General features: G+C 36.3%; 22 protein-coding genes, 2 tRNA genes and 1 pseudogene. 13 read left to right on the plus strand and 12 right to left on the minus strand.

From position 1 onward, the window contains the following. Window positions 1-362 (minus strand): hypothetical protein (locus N3D17_05835; GenBank protein ID MCX8082898.1); only part of this gene is annotated, 362 nt, incomplete at its 3' end. A 290-nt stretch (window positions 363-652) separates the two neighbouring features. Then, window positions 653-1,699, minus strand: a complete 1,047-nt coding sequence (locus tag N3D17_05840) for a hypothetical protein (GenBank protein ID MCX8082899.1) — start codon at window positions 1,697-1,699, stop codon at window positions 653-655. 92 nt (window positions 1,700-1,791) lie between these two features. Between N3D17_05840 and N3D17_05845 the strand changes: the two genes are divergently transcribed. Further along, window positions 1,792-1,864 (plus strand) — tRNA-Glu (locus tag N3D17_05845). Here N3D17_05845 and N3D17_05850 read toward each other — a convergent pair. Further along, on the minus strand, window positions 1,862-2,566 hold the full coding sequence (locus N3D17_05850; protein ID MCX8082900.1) for a hypothetical protein: 705 nt from the start codon (window positions 2,564-2,566) through the stop codon (window positions 1,862-1,864). The two genes, N3D17_05845 and N3D17_05850, sit on opposite strands and share 3 nt — an antisense overlap. Then, window positions 2,563-3,456, minus strand: a complete 894-nt coding sequence (locus N3D17_05855; GenBank protein ID MCX8082901.1) for a hypothetical protein — start codon at window positions 3,454-3,456, stop codon at window positions 2,563-2,565. The genes N3D17_05850 and N3D17_05855 overlap by 4 nt, the downstream gene beginning before the upstream one ends. Before the next feature lie 183 nt (window positions 3,457-3,639). Between N3D17_05855 and N3D17_05860 the strand changes: the two genes are divergently transcribed. From N3D17_05860 to N3D17_05870, 3 genes are read left to right on the plus strand one after another with little or no spacing between them, the layout of a single operon-like run. Next, window positions 3,640-3,909: a hypothetical protein gene (locus N3D17_05860; GenBank protein ID MCX8082902.1), complete on the plus strand. Its 270-nt coding sequence runs from the start codon at window positions 3,640-3,642 to the stop codon at window positions 3,907-3,909. A gap of 18 nt (window positions 3,910-3,927) precedes the next feature. Further along, window positions 3,928-4,476 (plus strand): hypothetical protein, encoded by a 549-nt coding sequence (locus N3D17_05865; GenBank protein MCX8082903.1) that lies wholly within the window; start codon window positions 3,928-3,930, stop codon window positions 4,474-4,476. Window positions 4,477-4,508: 32 nt separating this feature from the next. Further along, complete coding sequence (locus N3D17_05870) at window positions 4,509-5,252, plus strand: type II secretion system protein GspG (protein MCX8082904.1); 744 nt, start codon at window positions 4,509-4,511, stop codon at window positions 5,250-5,252. A gap of 3 nt (window positions 5,253-5,255) precedes the next feature. Here N3D17_05870 and N3D17_05875 read toward each other — a convergent pair whose 3' ends face one another. Next, a complete protein-coding gene (locus tag N3D17_05875; protein MCX8082905.1) occupies window positions 5,256-5,732 on the minus strand; it encodes a hypothetical protein in 477 nt (158 codons plus the stop codon). 49 nt (window positions 5,733-5,781) lie between these two features. Between N3D17_05875 and N3D17_05880 the strand changes: the two genes are divergently transcribed. The 5 genes from N3D17_05880 to N3D17_05900 all read left to right on the plus strand — a co-directional run bounded on the left by N3D17_05880 (window position 5,782) and on the right by N3D17_05900 (window position 9,726). Continuing rightward, a tRNA-Thr gene (locus tag N3D17_05880) sits at window positions 5,782-5,853 on the plus strand. A 215-nt stretch (window positions 5,854-6,068) separates the two neighbouring features. After that, window positions 6,069-6,443, plus strand: a complete 375-nt coding sequence (locus tag N3D17_05885; protein MCX8082906.1) for a DUF2294 domain-containing protein — start codon at window positions 6,069-6,071, stop codon at window positions 6,441-6,443. Between the two features lie 159 nt (window positions 6,444-6,602). After that, complete coding sequence (locus N3D17_05890; protein ID MCX8082907.1) at window positions 6,603-7,940, plus strand: chorismate synthase; 1,338 nt, start codon at window positions 6,603-6,605, stop codon at window positions 7,938-7,940. A gap of 8 nt (window positions 7,941-7,948) precedes the next feature. Then, window positions 7,949-8,530: an HAD-IIIA family hydrolase gene (locus N3D17_05895; protein ID MCX8082908.1), complete on the plus strand. Its 582-nt coding sequence runs from the start codon at window positions 7,949-7,951 to the stop codon at window positions 8,528-8,530. Next, the gene (locus tag N3D17_05900) at window positions 8,527-9,726 is read left to right on the plus strand and encodes an OFA family MFS transporter (protein MCX8082909.1); all 1,200 of its coding nucleotides are present in this window, start codon (window positions 8,527-8,529) and stop codon (window positions 9,724-9,726) included. The genes N3D17_05895 and N3D17_05900 overlap by 4 nt, the downstream gene beginning before the upstream one ends. A gap of 73 nt (window positions 9,727-9,799) precedes the next feature. Here the strand turns inward: N3D17_05900 and N3D17_05905 are convergent, their stop codons facing one another. The 7 genes and pseudogenes from N3D17_05905 to N3D17_05935 form a co-directional block, all read right to left on the minus strand. Continuing rightward, window positions 9,800-10,150: a YraN family protein gene (locus N3D17_05905; GenBank protein ID MCX8082910.1), complete on the minus strand. Its 351-nt coding sequence runs from the start codon at window positions 10,148-10,150 to the stop codon at window positions 9,800-9,802. 4 nt (window positions 10,151-10,154) lie between these two features. Further along, window positions 10,155-10,436: a 50S ribosomal protein L19 gene (rplS, locus tag N3D17_05910; protein MCX8082911.1), complete on the minus strand. Its 282-nt coding sequence runs from the start codon at window positions 10,434-10,436 to the stop codon at window positions 10,155-10,157. Next, window positions 10,434-11,175: pseudogene (gene trmD / locus N3D17_05915) on the minus strand (tRNA (guanosine(37)-N1)-methyltransferase TrmD). The gene rplS and the pseudogene trmD overlap by 3 nt, the downstream one beginning before the upstream one ends. Before the next feature lie 9 nt (window positions 11,176-11,184). Then, window positions 11,185-12,042, minus strand: coding sequence for a hypothetical protein (locus N3D17_05920; GenBank protein MCX8082912.1), 858 nt, complete (start codon window positions 12,040-12,042; stop codon window positions 11,185-11,187). Beyond that, entirely contained in the window at window positions 12,029-12,652 is a 624-nt protein-coding gene (gene tmk, locus N3D17_05925) for a dTMP kinase (GenBank protein ID MCX8082913.1), read from the minus strand. The genes N3D17_05920 and tmk overlap by 14 nt, the downstream gene beginning before the upstream one ends. Before the next feature lie 13 nt (window positions 12,653-12,665). Beyond that, window positions 12,666-13,256, minus strand: coding sequence for a hypothetical protein (locus N3D17_05930; GenBank protein ID MCX8082914.1), 591 nt, complete (start codon window positions 13,254-13,256; stop codon window positions 12,666-12,668). A 1-nt stretch (window position 13,257) separates the two neighbouring features. Further along, the gene (locus N3D17_05935) at window positions 13,258-14,490 is read right to left on the minus strand and encodes a GGDEF domain-containing protein (protein ID MCX8082915.1); all 1,233 of its coding nucleotides are present in this window, start codon (window positions 14,488-14,490) and stop codon (window positions 13,258-13,260) included. A 145-nt stretch (window positions 14,491-14,635) separates the two neighbouring features. Between N3D17_05935 and N3D17_05940 the strand changes: the two genes are divergently transcribed. From N3D17_05940 to N3D17_05955, 4 genes are read left to right on the plus strand one after another with little or no spacing between them, the layout of a single operon-like run. Further along, the gene (locus N3D17_05940; protein MCX8082916.1) at window positions 14,636-15,181 is read left to right on the plus strand and encodes a YdbL family protein; all 546 of its coding nucleotides are present in this window, start codon (window positions 14,636-14,638) and stop codon (window positions 15,179-15,181) included. After that, on the plus strand, window positions 15,163-16,209 hold the full coding sequence (locus N3D17_05945) for a 3-methyl-2-oxobutanoate dehydrogenase subunit VorB (protein MCX8082917.1): 1,047 nt from the start codon (window positions 15,163-15,165) through the stop codon (window positions 16,207-16,209). The genes N3D17_05940 and N3D17_05945 overlap by 19 nt, the downstream gene beginning before the upstream one ends. Then, the gene (locus N3D17_05950; protein MCX8082918.1) at window positions 16,206-16,970 is read left to right on the plus strand and encodes a thiamine pyrophosphate-dependent enzyme; all 765 of its coding nucleotides are present in this window, start codon (window positions 16,206-16,208) and stop codon (window positions 16,968-16,970) included. The genes N3D17_05945 and N3D17_05950 overlap by 4 nt, the downstream gene beginning before the upstream one ends. Continuing rightward, on the plus strand, window positions 16,967-17,623 hold the full coding sequence (locus tag N3D17_05955) for a DUF1614 domain-containing protein (protein ID MCX8082919.1): 657 nt from the start codon (window positions 16,967-16,969) through the stop codon (window positions 17,621-17,623). The genes N3D17_05950 and N3D17_05955 overlap by 4 nt, the downstream gene beginning before the upstream one ends. Window positions 17,624-17,626 lie beyond the last annotated feature (3 nt).

Below are 17,626 nucleotides of genomic sequence, written 5' to 3' on the forward strand. Positions count from 1 at the left end.
ACATATACTCCGCGTGTATAAGCAGCATTTGCCTTTTCTACTATAACTTCCATACTACCTGAATGGGTAATATTATTTATATTCCTTGTTGTATAGACACCGTAAGCACTGGCATTGCCTCCTTCGTTTTCTATCAATACATATCCTTCAGCATCCTCTGTTAAAGTAAGATTGAGTAAAGGGCCATAATCAACATATACACCAAATGCCTCAATATCCCCTGTTACTTCTTCTCCATACTCACCATCTATGGTTGCTGAAATTGTACTGCTGTCTATGGTTATCCTGTCTGCAAAAACACCGGAACTGAAAAACATACCAGCACACAATAACACCACCAACAGCAACTTCAACCTACACATCCCTTACCTCCTTTTTCTTTTTATTTATTTCCCCGCTCTCACAGGGGAGGGGATTGGGGAGGGTGGAAGCGTTCCTGTATTCTCCACCCCCCCTATTTCCTCCCCCCTCATATGGGAAGGATTAATCTTCCCTCTCCCTTGAGGGGAGAGGGTATGGGTGAGGGTGAACCCTTCCCTTTTGCTTTCCACCCCTACGTTCTCCCTCCTCATATGTAGAGGAATTGCTATATCTTTCTATCTTATTATGTCACACTTCTATTTACTATTATATATAAACATATATTTTTACGTCAAAGAATTTCTACGCTTACAGGATTGGAAAATATCCATGGTTTTCCATAACGTTCTACTTCTATTCTATATATACCTTTGATTTCAGTTCTAAACTTCTTATACTCTATCTCTTCTTCAAATATAATTCTTCCATTGCAGATAATCCTTGTTTTTGTCTTCAAAGGATTCTTGATAAAAAGTGTAGTACCGAAAGGTACTGCATCACCCATTATATTTTCGCCATCTTCTGTGCCAAAGAAAAAACCAGAACTATTGAAAATTAAATCGTTTGCAAAAAAAAGAGAACCACTTTTAATACTACCAATTATATTTTTTTTATCTTTCTCTGGGTTTCCTGTAAGGGGCTCTTTTAGTAAAATATGGTTACGGAGGCATTTGAATATGCTGGAATACTGAAAACATTTCTTAATATCAAGCATACGGAAGAAAAAAGGAAGGTTATGTATATCCAGTCCTGCTATACCAACAACCTTTTTCTTTATATAGAGTTCATCCCATACAGAGAGGATATTTTTTGAAGGTCCTTTCAGATTATGAGGAAATCCGAGATATCTTAAAGGCAGGTTATATACCCGTGTATCTCTTGCCCAGTCAAACAGCATAGACCAGACCTCTATCCCTGTGAAACCATCTAAGTCCCAGTTCTCCCAGAGGTGTTGTTTCTTTATAATAAATAGCCGGTGGTATCCATCAGGATGGGCAACAAATGAGATTATATTGTAGGGTTTTATATCGCATAATACATCCTCAGCGGTTTTTCTTTTGCCGTACCATCTGTCTCCTCCTATTATAAGGAGGTGGTTCTGTCTTCTTTTATCATCTGTTTCTTCCGCTGTTATTACAAGTGTTTTTCCATAATATCCTTCCTTTTTGAAGATATTTTCGTATTTTTTGGAATTTTTTTCAGGTGTGTGGCTATTGATAATAAGAAAATTGAGCCCTGCCTCTTCTCCTACTTTACCGAGAAGTTCAATCTTTTTTTCTAATTTTCTTAAAGGATAGTGTATATGGATACATCCCGTTATCTCTGTGTATCTTGACATAATTACCTTTTTTAAGTATTATAACATATTGTAATGATTCTGATGACCCCTTGATTAAATAATATATTGTTTATTGACATTTTGGATTTTATGGCCCCATCGTCTAGAGGCCCAGGACAGGTGGTTCTCAGCCATCAGACACGGGTTCGAATCCCGTTGGGGCTACTTCTTCATTGTTTCTACTGCATGTGTAATTCTTCTCTGCAAGTCCTCTATTTTTATAGTGTTAAATCTTCTATCAATAAATAGATTAATGCCTTTGAAAACACCCTTCTTAATCAGGATTTCATGTAACCCTTTTCTTCCAGCCAGTCCTTCAATGGTAAGATACCCATTATTCATAGTGACCCTGCCTGCTATTACACCATACGGAAAATCAGATGAACCAAAACTTTTTATCGGACTTCCGGAAAGAGAAGATATAACCTTAATGGCACCGAAGTTCATAACCTGCTTTATACCCCTTTTTTTCTTTGACCTGAATACCACATCAATGTCAGGAGTATCTTTGTTTAAGGATCCGCGAACTTCTGCATCAAGTATGCCTGAAATATAGATATCCTCATTCAAACTATGGACAAGTGGTGATATGTTAATGCCTCTTATATTCGCTGTGAATGAAACAGGAGGTTTTGCACACAGGTCTTCTATCCTGTATTTCAAGGAACCCTTCCCTCCATAAAAAGAAAAAGAGGCGTCTCCGTAAGTAATATCATTAAGAGTGCCTATGACATCATAAGCAGAGAGTTTATAAAAAGAGATTTTTTCTGCACCGAACCGGTTTTCTGAAAGGTTTATGTAGAAGTTGTGGAGTGTATAATTAAGGATTGTAATGTCTTTTGCTTTAATAGATAAATCTCCACTCATCCAGATTTTTTTTTTACTTTTGAAAGTTGAAAGTGTTTCATAGATACAGAACCACCATCTATAGAGATATTATATTTTATCCTTATATCCTCAGGTATTAAGTTTAACAGGTCATCAAGTGGCATATTCTGTGTTTCAAAATTCAGATTGAAGTTTTCTCTGTCAATAAAACCATTGAAGAGAATCTGTCCACCTTCTCTGTTTAAGAGTTTTCCATCTATAATATCTGTTTTCCCTTCAGTTATATTATGGATTCCCTTTACATAGGCGTTGAATCTATTTCCTTCGGATACAAGTTCCTTTATAGTTATGTCAAAGTGGAAAAGGTTTTGCTCTTCTTTTTTTGAATAGTTAAAAGAAAGTATTCCTGACGCTTTACCACTGAAGGGAATGTTCAATCCAAACATTTTCTTTACCTCATCTATTTCCGTTCCAGCAAGGTCTATGGTAAGATTCACCCCTTCCTTTCCCCACTGTTCAAGTACACCTTTAATCTCAAAACTTCCGAGGTCCTGTATGGTAATATGAGTCTTCTGGATATTAAGTTTTCCTTCTTTATAGTTTCCTGACAAAGAGCCCTTGATTTTTACATCTTTCTGGGTATCCTGTATCTTTATACTGCCAGGTCCTGAGAAAGCAAAAGCATTGCTTGTAAGAGCCCTTCGTAAGGAAAGTGCGTGTATGAATATCTGAGGAAATTTCTCATAATAGATATGAACCTTTTTAATCTTTATTGAAAAGGGAGGAATCCCCTTTATAGAACCAATAGTAATATGGTTGTTGGTAATAAAAGAAACCTTCTTTACTAAATACCTTTCAGTGAAGAATAACGAAATAATAATTATTCCAAGGACTACTGTAAGAATTTTAAAAAATCTTTTTTTTCTCATTTGTTTTCTTTCACTTTATAATTTTTCTCATTTTTTGTCAACTATCTGTTTGCTATTGTTTTCTGTAAAGGGTATACTAAAACTGTAAGGAATTCTCACAAGTTTTTCGCTCCAGAGGATATAATGATTGGGTAAGAAAAAGGGTTTAGGGTTTTGCGATTTGTATTTAACAAGGGAGGCGATATGGCAGAGTGTTTCTTTCATACAGGAAGACCTGCTGTAACCAGGTGTAAGCAGTGTGGAAGGCCTCTGTGCAGTGAGTGCAGGATTATAAAAGGAGAAGGGATATTCTGCAGTGCGGAATGTGCTGATAGATTTGCTGTTTTTGCCAGACGTGCTGAAGAAATTGAGGCAAAAAAGAGTAAAAGCAGTAGTTTAACAGGTCTGATAAAGTTTATCATTTTTCTTGTTATCCTGTTTATTATTTATATGATAGCAAGAAGATTTTTGTGAAAAAGACAGGAGATTTTAATGGCAGATAAAGATAAGAGGTTTAATGTTGGGGATGGTGGCGATATAGACAGGAATATACAGAAATTACAGAGGGAACTTGATGAGATGTTAATGAAAGGTGCACCAAAGATAAAGAAAAGTGATTCTGATGAAGAGGTTAAAAGGATTAAGTTAGAGGAAGAAGAGAGAGAGGAAGTAAAATCACCTGTTGTTCAGGAAAGCAGATATACTTCTGTTTACAATAAACCTGCTGAATCTTCCGATGGAATATCATTATTCAGAAACAGAAAGTTTTATATAATTGTTTTTGGTATAGTTGCATTTGGTTTTACTCTTATTAAAGCACCTGTTTTTAGATATACCACACCGGCAAGACACGACAATGACCTGCCTGAGATAGAGATAGGTTTCAGATATTACAATAATATCTTTGGACAACAGACAAAAAATGAGACCGTTGTTTATATAGGACAAGAAAAAATAGTGATACCCATCTCTATGGAGAGATGGTATAACTTAGAGAAAGAGAAAAAACTTATAGCAATAGAATATTATCGCAAAAAGTAAACTTTTTTATAAAATACAGGTATAATATAAATGTGAAAAGAAAAAGGCAAGGTATCTGGTTGGTAGAGATTTTATTGGTAGTGGTTATTATATGTATCCTTGCAACTATAAGTTTAAAATTAGTAGGTTTTATAGTTCAAAAAGCAAAGGTGGTAAGTGCAAAAGCACAGATTGCACAACTTGCACAGGCACTGGAGACAGTTAAGGACCATACAGGATATTATCCTGTGTTTTTACAGAATCTTACCTGTTCTAATCCTGCTCCAAAACTGCAGGAAAAAGGATGGAAAGGTCCATATGTAAGAGAAGTTCCTTTGGACCCATGGGGTTCACCTTATTTTTATCAGATACCTCCCACAACCCTCTGGAATTCTCCTGCTCTTCCGAGAGAACATGGAAAACCAGAGACATACACTGCGTATTTTGAGTCATACCCAGGAAAGGCGATATTAAGGGTTGAAAATTATGGTATTACCTCCTGTGATATTACTTTAAACGGTGTTGTGGTTGTATACGAGAATGAGTTTAAGAATAAGCCGAAACCGCAGATAATAGAGAAAGAAATAACTTTACAGGAAGGAAATAATATAGTCATCAGAGCGAGGAGTACACCGGGTGATTTTCTTATGATTAGTATTTCTGCAAGTTTAGTTCCCAGCAGAGAATATTTTATACTCGGGAGTTACGGAAAAGATAAGGTAAGTGGTGGAAAAGGATTCGCAGGAGATATTATATGGGATTCAAGAACATATCCCAACTTTCAACCCCAGCAGTAATAATCAGTTAAACTTCCCTGCTATAAATTCACCTATATAGTGAGTAACTGCAAGAACTATTACTACTATAAACAGATGTTCTCCTATAACCTTTATACAACTTTCCTTCTGCTGTTTTGCAAGAATATAACTGAAGGTAAGTATTAAGAACACACCCCAGATGATACTCACAATAAATGCAGAGTTTAAAGGTAGAAGGATAACAGGAACAAGGAATGATGATGAGAAAAGAAATTTTGAGATAAATGTTGATAGTGTTGCTATCCATATCTCTGCAGGGTTATGTTTTATTTCTGACTCCTCCGATATATGTATCCCGAGTGCATCCGAGAATGCGTCTGCAATGGCTATTGTAAGAATTCCCCCGATAATAATGGGTTTTGACCCTGTTCCTGAATGAAGTCCTGATATAAGCCCCAGTGTTGTGATAATCCCTGATGTAAGTCCAAAACTAAAGCCCGTTTTTAATGAATGGTTCATAATGGCTCTATTTTAACATAAGGCAGGTTATAGTAAAATAATTATGTGTGCCCGTGTAGCTCAGTGGTAGAGCAGCGCATTCGTAATGCGCGGGTCGGGAGTTCGAATCTCCCCATGGGCTGTTTCCTTTCCGACACGCGAAGGGGTGCAGGGGAAGGTATCGTCCCCTGCGTATTCCGTATTGAGGGGAGGACTATATCAGGAGGGAGAAGCACCCCCTCCTGAGGAGCGAAGCGACAGGGTCGGGAGTTCGAATCTCCCCATGGGCTTTTATATTCCGCTCTAACCTTTTTATTTGTTTTAGTGTAAAATAATTATTAAGAAATGAATGAGAAAATGAATTTGAAGGCAAATGTACGGATTACAAAAGGGCAGATAGAGGCAAAGATTAGTGAAGCGATTATAAAATTTGAGAAGGAATATATGGGGAGAGGTCCGGAAGAAACAAAAACATATATTATGAAAGATGTTATCTTTATTCGGTTAAAAAAAGTACTTACTCCTGCGGAGGAACAATTATCAAAGAGTGCCAGTGGTGCGGAGCTGATAAAAAAAGTCCGTATACAACTTTTAGAAAATGCGAGAGATGTTCTGGAGAAAATAATTTATGAAATTACTGGAGGTAAAGTAATAAGTTTACATACTGATATAAGTACCAGAACAGGAGAAAGAATAATAGTTTTTACACTTGACAGAGAGGTTAGTATCTAATATAATTAAAAGTAAAAGGCGGACTGGACAAAGGTCTTGAAAGGCAGTTGTAAAGTAAGCCAGCATTATTTTCTTTTAGAAAAGGGTAAAAGAAGATGATGCTGGCTTTTTTATATATTAATGGTAAACTCTAAATAGCAGTTTAACAGGGAGGTGTCTATGGTAGGATGTAGTATGGGTAGATGTATACAACTTACAGTAGCGGGTGGTTCATACCAGGAAGGACTTACTGCAATAGTACAGGGGATTCCACCAGGTATTTTATTGACAGAGCAGGAGATATATGGAGATATGCTTTTGAGAAAGCCAGGTGCAGATGAACTTTCAAGCCCTCGGAAAGAACCAGACCTTCCTGTTATATATACAGGGCTTAATTCTGCTGATACAATAGAAGGAGCAGGGAATAAAAACCATACCAATGGGACTCCTCTTACAATTCTTATTCCCAATCTGGACAGACATTTTATACATGTAAAGCAATATCAGGATACAAACCGTACACCCAGACCCGGGCATGCTTCATATGCGTCTTTTATAAAATATGGTCCTGATGATGATGCTATAGGGGCAGGGATATTCAGCGGCCGTTATACATCAACCATTGTTGCTGGGGGCTATGTTGCAAAAAAAGTTTTAGGATACTGCGGTATCAGGGTTTTTTCCTATATTAAAGAACTTGCAGGGGTAAGATGTCCTGAAGTTGACTACGAAAGGGCTTTTTCGTATACAGAAGCATATAAAAAGATGAGGCATGATACAGACCCGTTCTATCAGGAAATATATGTAAAGGGACGTATAAATATGGATATGAGATTTCTGGAGAAAATGCGAATTTTTGCAGAGATAGAGCAGGAGATAGATGAGATTCGTGCAAAGACACCTAAGATTTCTCCTGAGGAGATACGAGAGCGATACGGTGTTCATCATGTTGTTAACGCTCCTGATATAGAGATAGCAGAAGAGATGTTAAAAGCAGCAAATAAAATAACTGCTACTGGTGACTCTTCAGGCGGGGTAGTAGAAGTGATTGCTCTTGGAGTTCCTGCAGGACTCGGTGAGCCGGTCTTTGATAAGATGGATGCAGAACTCGGAAGGATGCTGGGTATAGGTGCAGTAAAGGGTGTAGAAGTTGGAGCCGGTTTTGCAGTTAAAGATATGACAGGAAGTCAATCAAATGACCAGATGCGGTCAGAGAATGGTAAGGTGAAGTTCCTTTCAAATAATGCAGGGGGTATTACAGGGGGATTGACAACAGGACAGCCCATAGTAGTGCGTCTTGCTGTAAAAGGGACACCTACCATTGCAAAGGAACAATTAACAATAGATAAATATACTCTTGAAAATAAAACATTATCTGCTATAACAAGAAGAGACCCAACTATTGTCGGTCGTATCTGGCCTATAGCAGAGAATTATACAGCACTGGTACTTTTAGACCACCTGATGATGCACTATGGCTACCAGACACTTAAAAATATTGCCTACCAGAAAGGATGAACCTTTAAATGCCAGGATGTAAAAAGGCAGTATTCCTTGACCGTGATGGAACAATTATAGAGGAGAGAGGATATATAAAAAATCCAGAGGAAATCGTTTTCTTTCCCGATGTTATTTCTGCACTCAGGGTTCTTCAGGAAAGGTTCCTTTTATTTATAATTACAAACCAGTCAGGGGTGGGTGAGGGTTATATCACTATAGATGATGTAGAACAAGTAAACTATATTGTTTTAGAAGTTCTCAGGAAAGAAGGAGTTAGGATAGAAAAAATTTATTACTGCCCTCATATAAAAACAGATAGATGTAAATGTAGGAAACCAGAACCATACTATATATACAAAGCATCTGAAGAGTATGGATTGGATATAAGCAAGTCCTTTACGATAGGAGACCATCCCTGTGATGTTGAGATGGCTATTAAATCAGGTGCTACAGGAATTTTTGTTCTTACAGGGCACGGCAGGAAACACCTATTAGAGATTCCCCCTTCAGTGATGGTGGTTGAAAATATAAGTGAGGCTATACGATATATTATGGAGATTGATGGGTTAAGAACAGTTAAAGGTATTTTAGATAAATATATTGTATGAAAAGAGAGCCAGAAAAAAGTGTATGTTTGATAGTAATAGCGGGTTTTTTTATTTTGTTATGTCTGGGTGTTGCATATGCGTGGGGTATTTTTATCGTTCCTATAACTACAGAAACAGGATGGACAAGAACTTCAGTTTCTCTCGCTGTTTCAATCCTTCTTCTCGTTTTTTCCTTGTTTATGCCAGTAGGCGGATTTCTTGAACAGAAGATAGGTCCGGGTATTACGGCACTTATGGGGGGTATCATACTGTCTGCTGGCTGGATTATGGCATCTTTTACAAATTCAATTAAATGGTTATATATGACATATGGATTACTTGGAGGTATAGGGACAGGATTGAGTTATTTACCTTCTGTATCAACAGGAATTAAGTGTTTTGAGAACAGGAAAGGATTGATAGCAGGAATAATTACTGCAGGGTTCGGACTTGGTTCTGCTTTTCTTGCTCCTCTCGGAGTAGAACTTATAGAACTCTATGGCTGGCGGAGGACAATGTTTATATACGGAGTTATATTGGGAATAATCATAAGTATTTCTTCAATATTTCTAAGAATGCCAGCGGGAGAAAATAAAAAAGCAGAGATAAAAACAGATGATAACAAAAACAATGACTATATACCTATACGGATGATAAAAGATGTATCTTTCAAAACTATTTTCTTTACCTACTTTTTTGCTATGTTATCAGGAATGATGCTTATAGGACATATTGTTCCATTCCTTGAAGATGCTGGGTATAGTTCCATACAGGCATCTCTTGCTATTACAATACTGGCTATATCTAATGGAACAGGCAGGATTACAGTGGGATTTCTTTCTGATAAATGGGATAAAGGTAATATTCTCCGTTCTCTTTTCTTTATAATCGGAATTACTTCTATCACCTTAAACTTTATACCGTCAATATATCTTTTCTATATCGCATCAGTCCTTATAGGACTATGTTTTGGTGGTTTTTTATCTATTTATCCTGCTATAACAGCGGAGATGTTCGGTACAAGATATTTTGGTGTAAACTATGGAATTGTTTTTATTGGTTATGGTTTAGGTTGTTTTGCAGGTCCATTATTAGGAGGATTTTTTTATGATGCTATGGAAAACTATTTTCTTGCTTTTATAATTGCAGGGATTATTTCATTATCAGGAGCAGGATTGGTGGAATTTGTTTTAAAAAAGAGCAAAGTAAAAACGTAATAGTATGTAAGTAAATAACACAATGTAGGATTAATAGTGCAACATATTATCTACAAAAAACTTCATTGGATAACTATATCTCTAATGGGATAATCTCTATTCTGTATCGTCTGTCCTCTTTAAGTATGCTTAATATTTCAAATCTGTAAGGAGTTTCTGAAAAATTGTTCTTTGTAAGATAGATAAGAGCGGTTTTTTGAAGATGGTATGCTTTTGTTCTGTTTACTGCTTCAGATGGATAGCCAAAGGAAAGGGTGTCCCGTAGTTTTACCTCAATAAATACAATGGATTTTCTATCCTGTGCGATTATATCTATTTCACCTGTTTTTGTTCTGAAGTTTCTGGATAATATTTTATATCCATGCCTTCTTAAAAATTTTATAGCCAGTTGCTCTCCAATAGTTCCTTTACTTCTTTTATCCACAGGACTACATACCCTTTTCTTTGATATAATACATCTTGGCTCTCGGTGCAAGTTTGTTCTTATCTCTTGTACGGACCACTTCTATCTTTGCTACGAGAGGGGAATAAAGTGGGAAGGTTCTTTCCACACCTTCTCCATAAGAGACCTTTCTTACTGTGAATGTTTCCCTCATGCCACTTCCCTTTCTCGCAATACAGATACCTGTGAATGCCTGGAGACGTTCTTTTTCTCCTTCTCTCAATTTCACATATACAGTGATTTCATCCCCTGGCCAGAATTCAGGTATTTCTTTTTGTGCAGTATTTTTTTTCTCAATCTCTTCAATAATTTTTTTACCCATTTTTTTCTCCTTGTAGATATTTTCTATAAAGGTCAGGCCTTCTCTCTTTTGTTCGTTTTTCTGCCTGCCTCTTTCGCCACTTTTCTATCTCTTTATGGTTACCTGAAAGTAATACTTCAGGAACCTTCAACCCTTTAAATATCGCTGGTTTTGTATATGATGGCCAATCCAGAAGATACTGGTGAAAACTATCATATACCGGTGCTTCTTCAGGTAGTACCCCGGGTAATAATCTTACCACACAATCAACGATAACCATAGCAGGTAGTTCACCACCTGTGAGTACATAGTCACCGATAGATATTTCATAGTCAACAATAGAACTTACCCGTTCATCCACACCTTCGTAATGGCCACATATGACTATCAGTCCGTCCTCTCCGCTTAATTTTTCTGCTAATTTCTGGTTGAATAAAGTGCCCTGCGGAGTTGTCAACAATACTTTTCCTTTTATATTATACTTCCTTATGTGTTCTACAGCAGTAAAGATAGGTTCACACTTAAGCACCATACCTTTACCACCACCATAAGGTGTATCATCTACTTTCTTATGTTTATCGTTTGTAAAGTCCCGTAAGTTCCAGACATTTATTTTTACAATCTTTTTTTCAACGGCTCTTTTTACTATGCTTACATTTAATGGTGTAAAAACATCAGGGAATATAGTAATTATATCAATTCTCATATAGAAGATTTACAGATTAATCTTTGCTATTGTGCTAATCTGTAAAAAAATATTATCCAATGCTAACTTTAAATTTATATTATACCTTATTCTGCTTTTCAATTCCAGAAATTGTTCCAGTATTTTAAGCAGGTTGTTTTTATCTAAATATAAAAAACTATCATCAAAGTTTTTATTTATAATTAGATATTCAGGGACATCTGCTTTTTTAAGGTATATATCCCTGTAAAGTACAAGTATTTTACCTACAAATTCTTCCATTTCTTCTCTATCTCTATCGTTTACCAATACATCAACTGCCTTAAAAAACCCCCAAAAATTTTTAGTTCTTAAACAATCTAAAATTTCTACAAACTGCCGATATACTCCTTCCATATCCTCTGTATATTCAGGTAGAGTATAGTTAAGTCGTATTTTCTGACATCTTGAGACAATGGTTGGCAGAAAAAAATTAATGTTATTGCTCTGTATTATCAGAGTTCCATAGATAGGAGGTTCTTCAAGTATTTTTAACAATGCATTGGCTGCTTCAGGTCTCATATAGTCAATCTCAAAGATATATATCTTTCTACCTCCATAGTATGGAGTTATAAAAATATCTTCTTTTACCCACCTTACATCATCTATTGAGAGAGTATTTTTAGAAGGGATTATCCACTTTGTATCAGGATGTGATTTACTCTCAATCTGTCTGCAGGAGATACACTCATTACAGGGAGGTATTTCTTTACAATGGAGAAGTTTTGACAGGAATATAACACATTCATTCCTGTCCTTTCTGCTACCTCCAAATATGATATATGCCCCTGAAATTCTTTCCTTTTTTTTTATCCTTACGAGAAAATTCCTCACCTCATCTATATTCATCAATAAATCTCTCCCACTCTTTTATAATATCTCTTTGTGTCAGGACAACTGTTTTCCTTTTTATTACTTTTATCCTTTTTTTATCATATTTAGCAATACGAAGGTATCCATTTCTCACTTTTTCCTGGAATTCAAATGATTCTTTTTCAATCCTGTCCTTCTTTTTATTTTTTAACACAGGAAGAAGATTTCTGGTTGGTGTATCTATCAGGAAGGTTATGTCAGGGATTAGGTCTCTTACAAGAACTCTGTGAATGTATCTGATAAGGTTTAGAGGAATACCTCTTCCATATCCCTGATATGCGGTTGTTGAATCAATATATCTATCAAGAACAATTATTTTCCTTTCATTTACATACGGTCTGACAACTTCTTCAACAAGTTGACCACGGCTGGCAAGATACAAAAACAGTTCACTTAACGGACATATTTTACTTCTGTTATCAAGGAGAATCTTCCTTATTTTTTCTCCTGTAGCTGTTCCACCTGGTTCATTGAGAAGGACATAATCCAGACCTTTTTTATGTAGATACTTACAGAATAGCTTTGCCTGTGTACTTTTACCGCAGCCATCTATACCTTCAAAACTTACTATTATACCTTTTCTCACAGCAGATTCTCTTTCAGTCAATAAATTTTATATATACCTTGCCTAGCACATTTTTATCTTCTTTTATTTCTATCTCAAATTTGTTCTTTTCTTCATTCACAGCATATTTTTTAATCATATCTTTATAGGTAGCCCAGTAGCCAATATCTTGCAGGTCATTCTCTCTCTGGTTACCTGCAAAGCCCCTTATATCCGCTTTTATGTTTTCAGTATTATTTGTGCTATACACTACCTTTTCTATTTTAAATTTAGTCCCTTTCTTTATCTCTAACTCCCCTTCTGGTGCAAGGGTAAAGGTACTGTCCTCAGTTGTTATTATCACTGTAAAATCAGGAGATTTCTGTATTGCTTCAGTGGATTCTTTAACCGGTGCCGGAATATTCTTTTGCATTATTTCTTCTTTTTGTAATTTCTGAATAACAGAACATGAGTATTGAGGAATAAGACAGAGATAATATAACACAATCCCTCCATATATAACTGTAATTACTGCTCCAAAGATAAATTTCTTCTTGTTAATCTTCAATAATATTACAGAAAGAATGATTAATAAAAGTAATAAACCGATATTTATAAAAGAGAAAAGAAATACACGTTCTAACATATTACCCCTCCTGGTAAATTGTTATTCTGTTTTTTCCGCTGGATTTTGAAGCAAATAGTGCATGGTCTGCCTTACTTATTATTTCTTCGTCTGTCTCTCCATGTTCAGGGAAAGTAGCAATTCCTATACTCATTGTCAGATGGATGTCCTTTTCTACAATTCCTTTTAGAAATTGGTATTTTGATACATTTTTCTTTAATCTTTCTGCAAAAGCCATTGCTTCAACACTTGATGTAAAAGGTAAAAGATATGCGAATTCATCTCCTCCAAACCGACATACCACATCACTTTCCCTCGCAGTGTTTTTTATCAGAAATCCCAGTTCGGATAGAATTCTGTCTCCTTTTGGATGTCCATAACTATCTACATAATATTTAAAATTATCAAGGTCTGACAGCATAATTGAAACAGGGAAACCCACTCTTTTTGCTCTCGCGAATTCCTGTTCTACTCTTTGTTTGAAATAACGTCTATTATAAAGACCTGTAAGAGCATCTGTTATGGATGCTTTATTTACCTCTTCATGTAATATTGAGTTTTCAACCTCTATGTTAAGGTGTCTCAAGAAGATATCTATCTCATTCTTTGTTTCTTCAAACAGGGTAGATTTTTTTCTCGTCCTTGAATCGGAAATTCCTACAATAACAACTGCTTTTGTTTTTTTCCTGTCTCCCACAGGTAGTATAATAACTTCCCTGCAATTTGCAAAGTTATATTCTACAAGATAATGTTTTATTTTCTTATCTATCTCTTCAGAGATACCTACAGGCGAAAAGGTAAAAACAGAATAGGTTCTTTTTGCCTCACCAGTAAATCCTTTTTCTTTAGATATATTCACTGTCAGAATATCAGTTGAGACATATTCTTTGATACGGTCATCGGTTATAATGATAACCCCTCTATCTCCTCCATAAAAGTTCAGGAAGATATCTAAACTTTCTTTTAGAAGAGCATCTGTTTTTACATATGTCCCCAGCCGTATCAATCCTGAATTAAGTAATTCTATGAAATTCTTCTGCTGTAGAAGTAAAGAATAATAAAAACTGATTATTCTGAATACAAGAAACAGGAAGAAATAAGTGATTGAGAGGAACGGTATTATAATCCTTAAAGCATATCTGAAAGTAGCAACAGGTTCTATCCACATCGCTGTCAGGACTATTGTGACTGTTACCACAATATAAAGAAGGACTTCCGTTATTATAAATATTCTATCTTTTAACACTTTTTTCATTAGTAATATATTAAAATTTTTTTTGAAAGATGGCAAATCCTTTACAGGTTGTTATTATGTATAAAATAGGGTACAATGTAAATGATAGGTTAGTATAAATATTGTAGTTATTATTAAAATTTTGAATATGAACATGGAGGGTAAGATGAAAATAATAGGTGTTTTGTTGACGGTGCTTGTGCTTGCTGGATGTGCAGTTGTAAATGTATATGTGACTTTTCCTGAAGAAAAAATAGAGAAAGCAGCAGAGGAATTACTTGCTCCTCCATCCACGATTAAACCACAGAGTCATTTGTTTATATTCACAGGCACTGCATATGCACAGGAGGTTGTTGAGGTAAGGAAGGATATAAAGACCGACTCACCTGTGATAAAGACAGCGAAGCAGAAAATGAATACATGGCGTGATGAACTGGACACATATAAAAAAGAAGGGTTTGTTGGCGAGACAAATGATTTCACTGTTGTTATAAGAGAACTACCTTCTGATAGAGAGAAAGCACAGAGGATAAAGAAGATTGTAAATGATGAAAATCAGCAGAGAAAGATAATGATGGATGAACTTTTGAAGATAAATAATGTTCCTTCTGGAGAGGTTACCAAATTTAAAAAGATTTTTGCAGATGTTATGAAAAAATATTCTCCCAGTGGAACATGGATACAGGAAGATGAATGGCGCAGAAAAGAGTAATTTTATCTGGATGTGAAGCATCTGCTGAGGGTGCTATAAGAGCAGGATGCAGGTTTTATGCCGGCTATCCAATAACTCCGCAGAACAGATTCCCTGAATATATGAGTGAAAGGATGCCAGAGGTAGGGGGTGTTTTTATACAGGCGGAGAGTGAGGTATCTGCTATCAATATGGTTTTTGGTGCTGCTGCAGCAGGTTTCAGAGCAATGACATCATCTTCATCACCGGGGATATCTCTCAAACAGGAAGGAATATCATATCTTGCTGGCTGTGAACTACCTTCAGTGATAGTAAATATGAATAGAGGTGGTCCTGGTCTTGGAGATGTAACACCGAGTCAATCGGACTATTTCCAGTCAACCAGAGGAGGTGGACACGGTGATTACCGCACCATTACACTTGCCCCTTGGAATGTACAGGAAATATATGACCTTACATATCTTGCTTTTGTTCTCGCTGATAGATACAGGAATCCTGTAGTTGTACTTGCAGATGGTATGATTGCCCAGATGATGGAACCAGTGAAACTGCTTCAGGGTAAAAAACAGATACAGAAGAAAAAATGGGCTCTGACCGGATGTAAGGGGAGAAGGCCCAATTCTATAAAATCACTTTTTTTAACCCCAGGGGTTCTTGAAACCCATAATCTGAAGATAGCGAGGAAATACCAGAAGATTATTGAAAATGAACAGATGTATAATAAATATATGTGTGATGATATGGAAATTCTTGTTGTTAGTTTTGGTACCTGTGCGAGGATATGTTTTGAAGCAATTACACTTGCGAGGGCAGAGGGTATAAAGGCAGGGCTTTTCAGACCAATAACACTCTGGCCTTATCCATCAGAGCACTTAAAGAGGACAGCAGAAAAGGTGAAAAAGATACTCGTAGTGGAGATGAACTGTGGACAGATGATAGAGGATGTAAAACTTGCAGTAAGAAATGACATACATATATTTTTCTATGGCAGGCCAGGGGGTGGAATTCCTACCCCAGAAGAAATTCTGAAAGAGATAAAGAGGATATGATACATAAAACGAAAAAGAATTATCTCTACAAAAAACCAGAAGGATTAACGGATAATGTTACAATCTACTGTTCGGGTTGTGGACATGGAATTATTCACAGGTTAATTGCAGAGGTTATTGATGAGTTAGGTGTCAGGGAAAAGACCATAGGGATTGCTCCTGTTGGATGTGCTGTGCTTGCCTATGACTACTTTAATTTTGATGTTACTGAGGCAGCACATGGTAGACCTCCAGCAGTTGCCACAGGGATAAAAAGGTGTCTTCCTGACCGTATTGTCTTTACCTATCAGGGAGATGGTGATTTAGCAGCTATAGGTACTGCAGAGATTATCCATGCAGCAGCCAGGGGGGAAAATATAACAGTAATTTTTGTAAATAATGGTGTTTATGGAATGACAAAAGGGCAGATGGCACCCACAACACTTTTAGGGCAGAAGACAACAACAACACCAAAGGGAAGGGACCCATATCAACATGGACTTCCTATTAAGGTATGTGAACTCCTTGCGACTATTGAAGGAGTATATTATATTGAAAGGACAAAGATTGATACAGTTCCGGATATTATAAAAACAAAACGGGCCATAAAAAAAGGATTTACTTATCAGATAGAGAACAAGGGATTTTCACTTATTGAGGTACTTTCTACCTGTCCTACAAACTGGAAAAAGACCCCTAAAGAGTCAATGGAATGGGTAGGAACAGAGATGGCAAAATTTTTCCCACCAGGGGTTTATAAGGATAAAGGAGTTAAAGGATGATATTTCTGCCACTGTCTATCTTTCTCATTCTATTTTTTATTCTGCTTCTTCCGGTTTTCTTTTTCATTATACAGATTGAGATAATACGACTTGCACTGGGAAAAATTGGGCTTTCTCCATCTGCTGCATTTATGATACTTCTTTTATCTCTTATAGGAAGTACGATAAATATACCTGTATATACAAGGGAAGCGACTGTTATCCCGCCTGAAACATCTTTCCCTTATTTACACTTTTTTTTCGGTATACCTTATGAAAGTACAAAGCAGGTGATTGCTATAAATCTCGGTGGTTGTATTATTCCACTTCTTCTTTGTATCTATCTTTTACCAAAGGCACCCATTCTTCCTACTTTCTTTGCTACAGTAATAACTACAATTATATGCTTCCATATATCAACGGTTGTACCAGGACTGGGTGTACGTATACCTGCCTTAATTCCACCCCTGATTGCTGTTTTGCTTGCTTTTTTATTCTCCCCAGGGAATAAAATACCTGTGGCTTATATTTCAGGTGTTCTCGGCGTAATTATAGGAGCAGATATTCTAAATCTTCCACATCTCGGCAGATACCCTGGTATTATGAGTATAGGTGGTGCAGGTGTATATGATGGAATTTTTCTTGTAGGGATAATTTCAGCACTTCTTGCGTAGGAG

The sequence above is a fragment of the bacterium genome (assembly GCA_026414725.1).
Taxonomy (GTDB): domain Bacteria; phylum Ratteibacteria; class UBA8468; order B48-G9; family JAFGKM01; genus JAAYXZ01.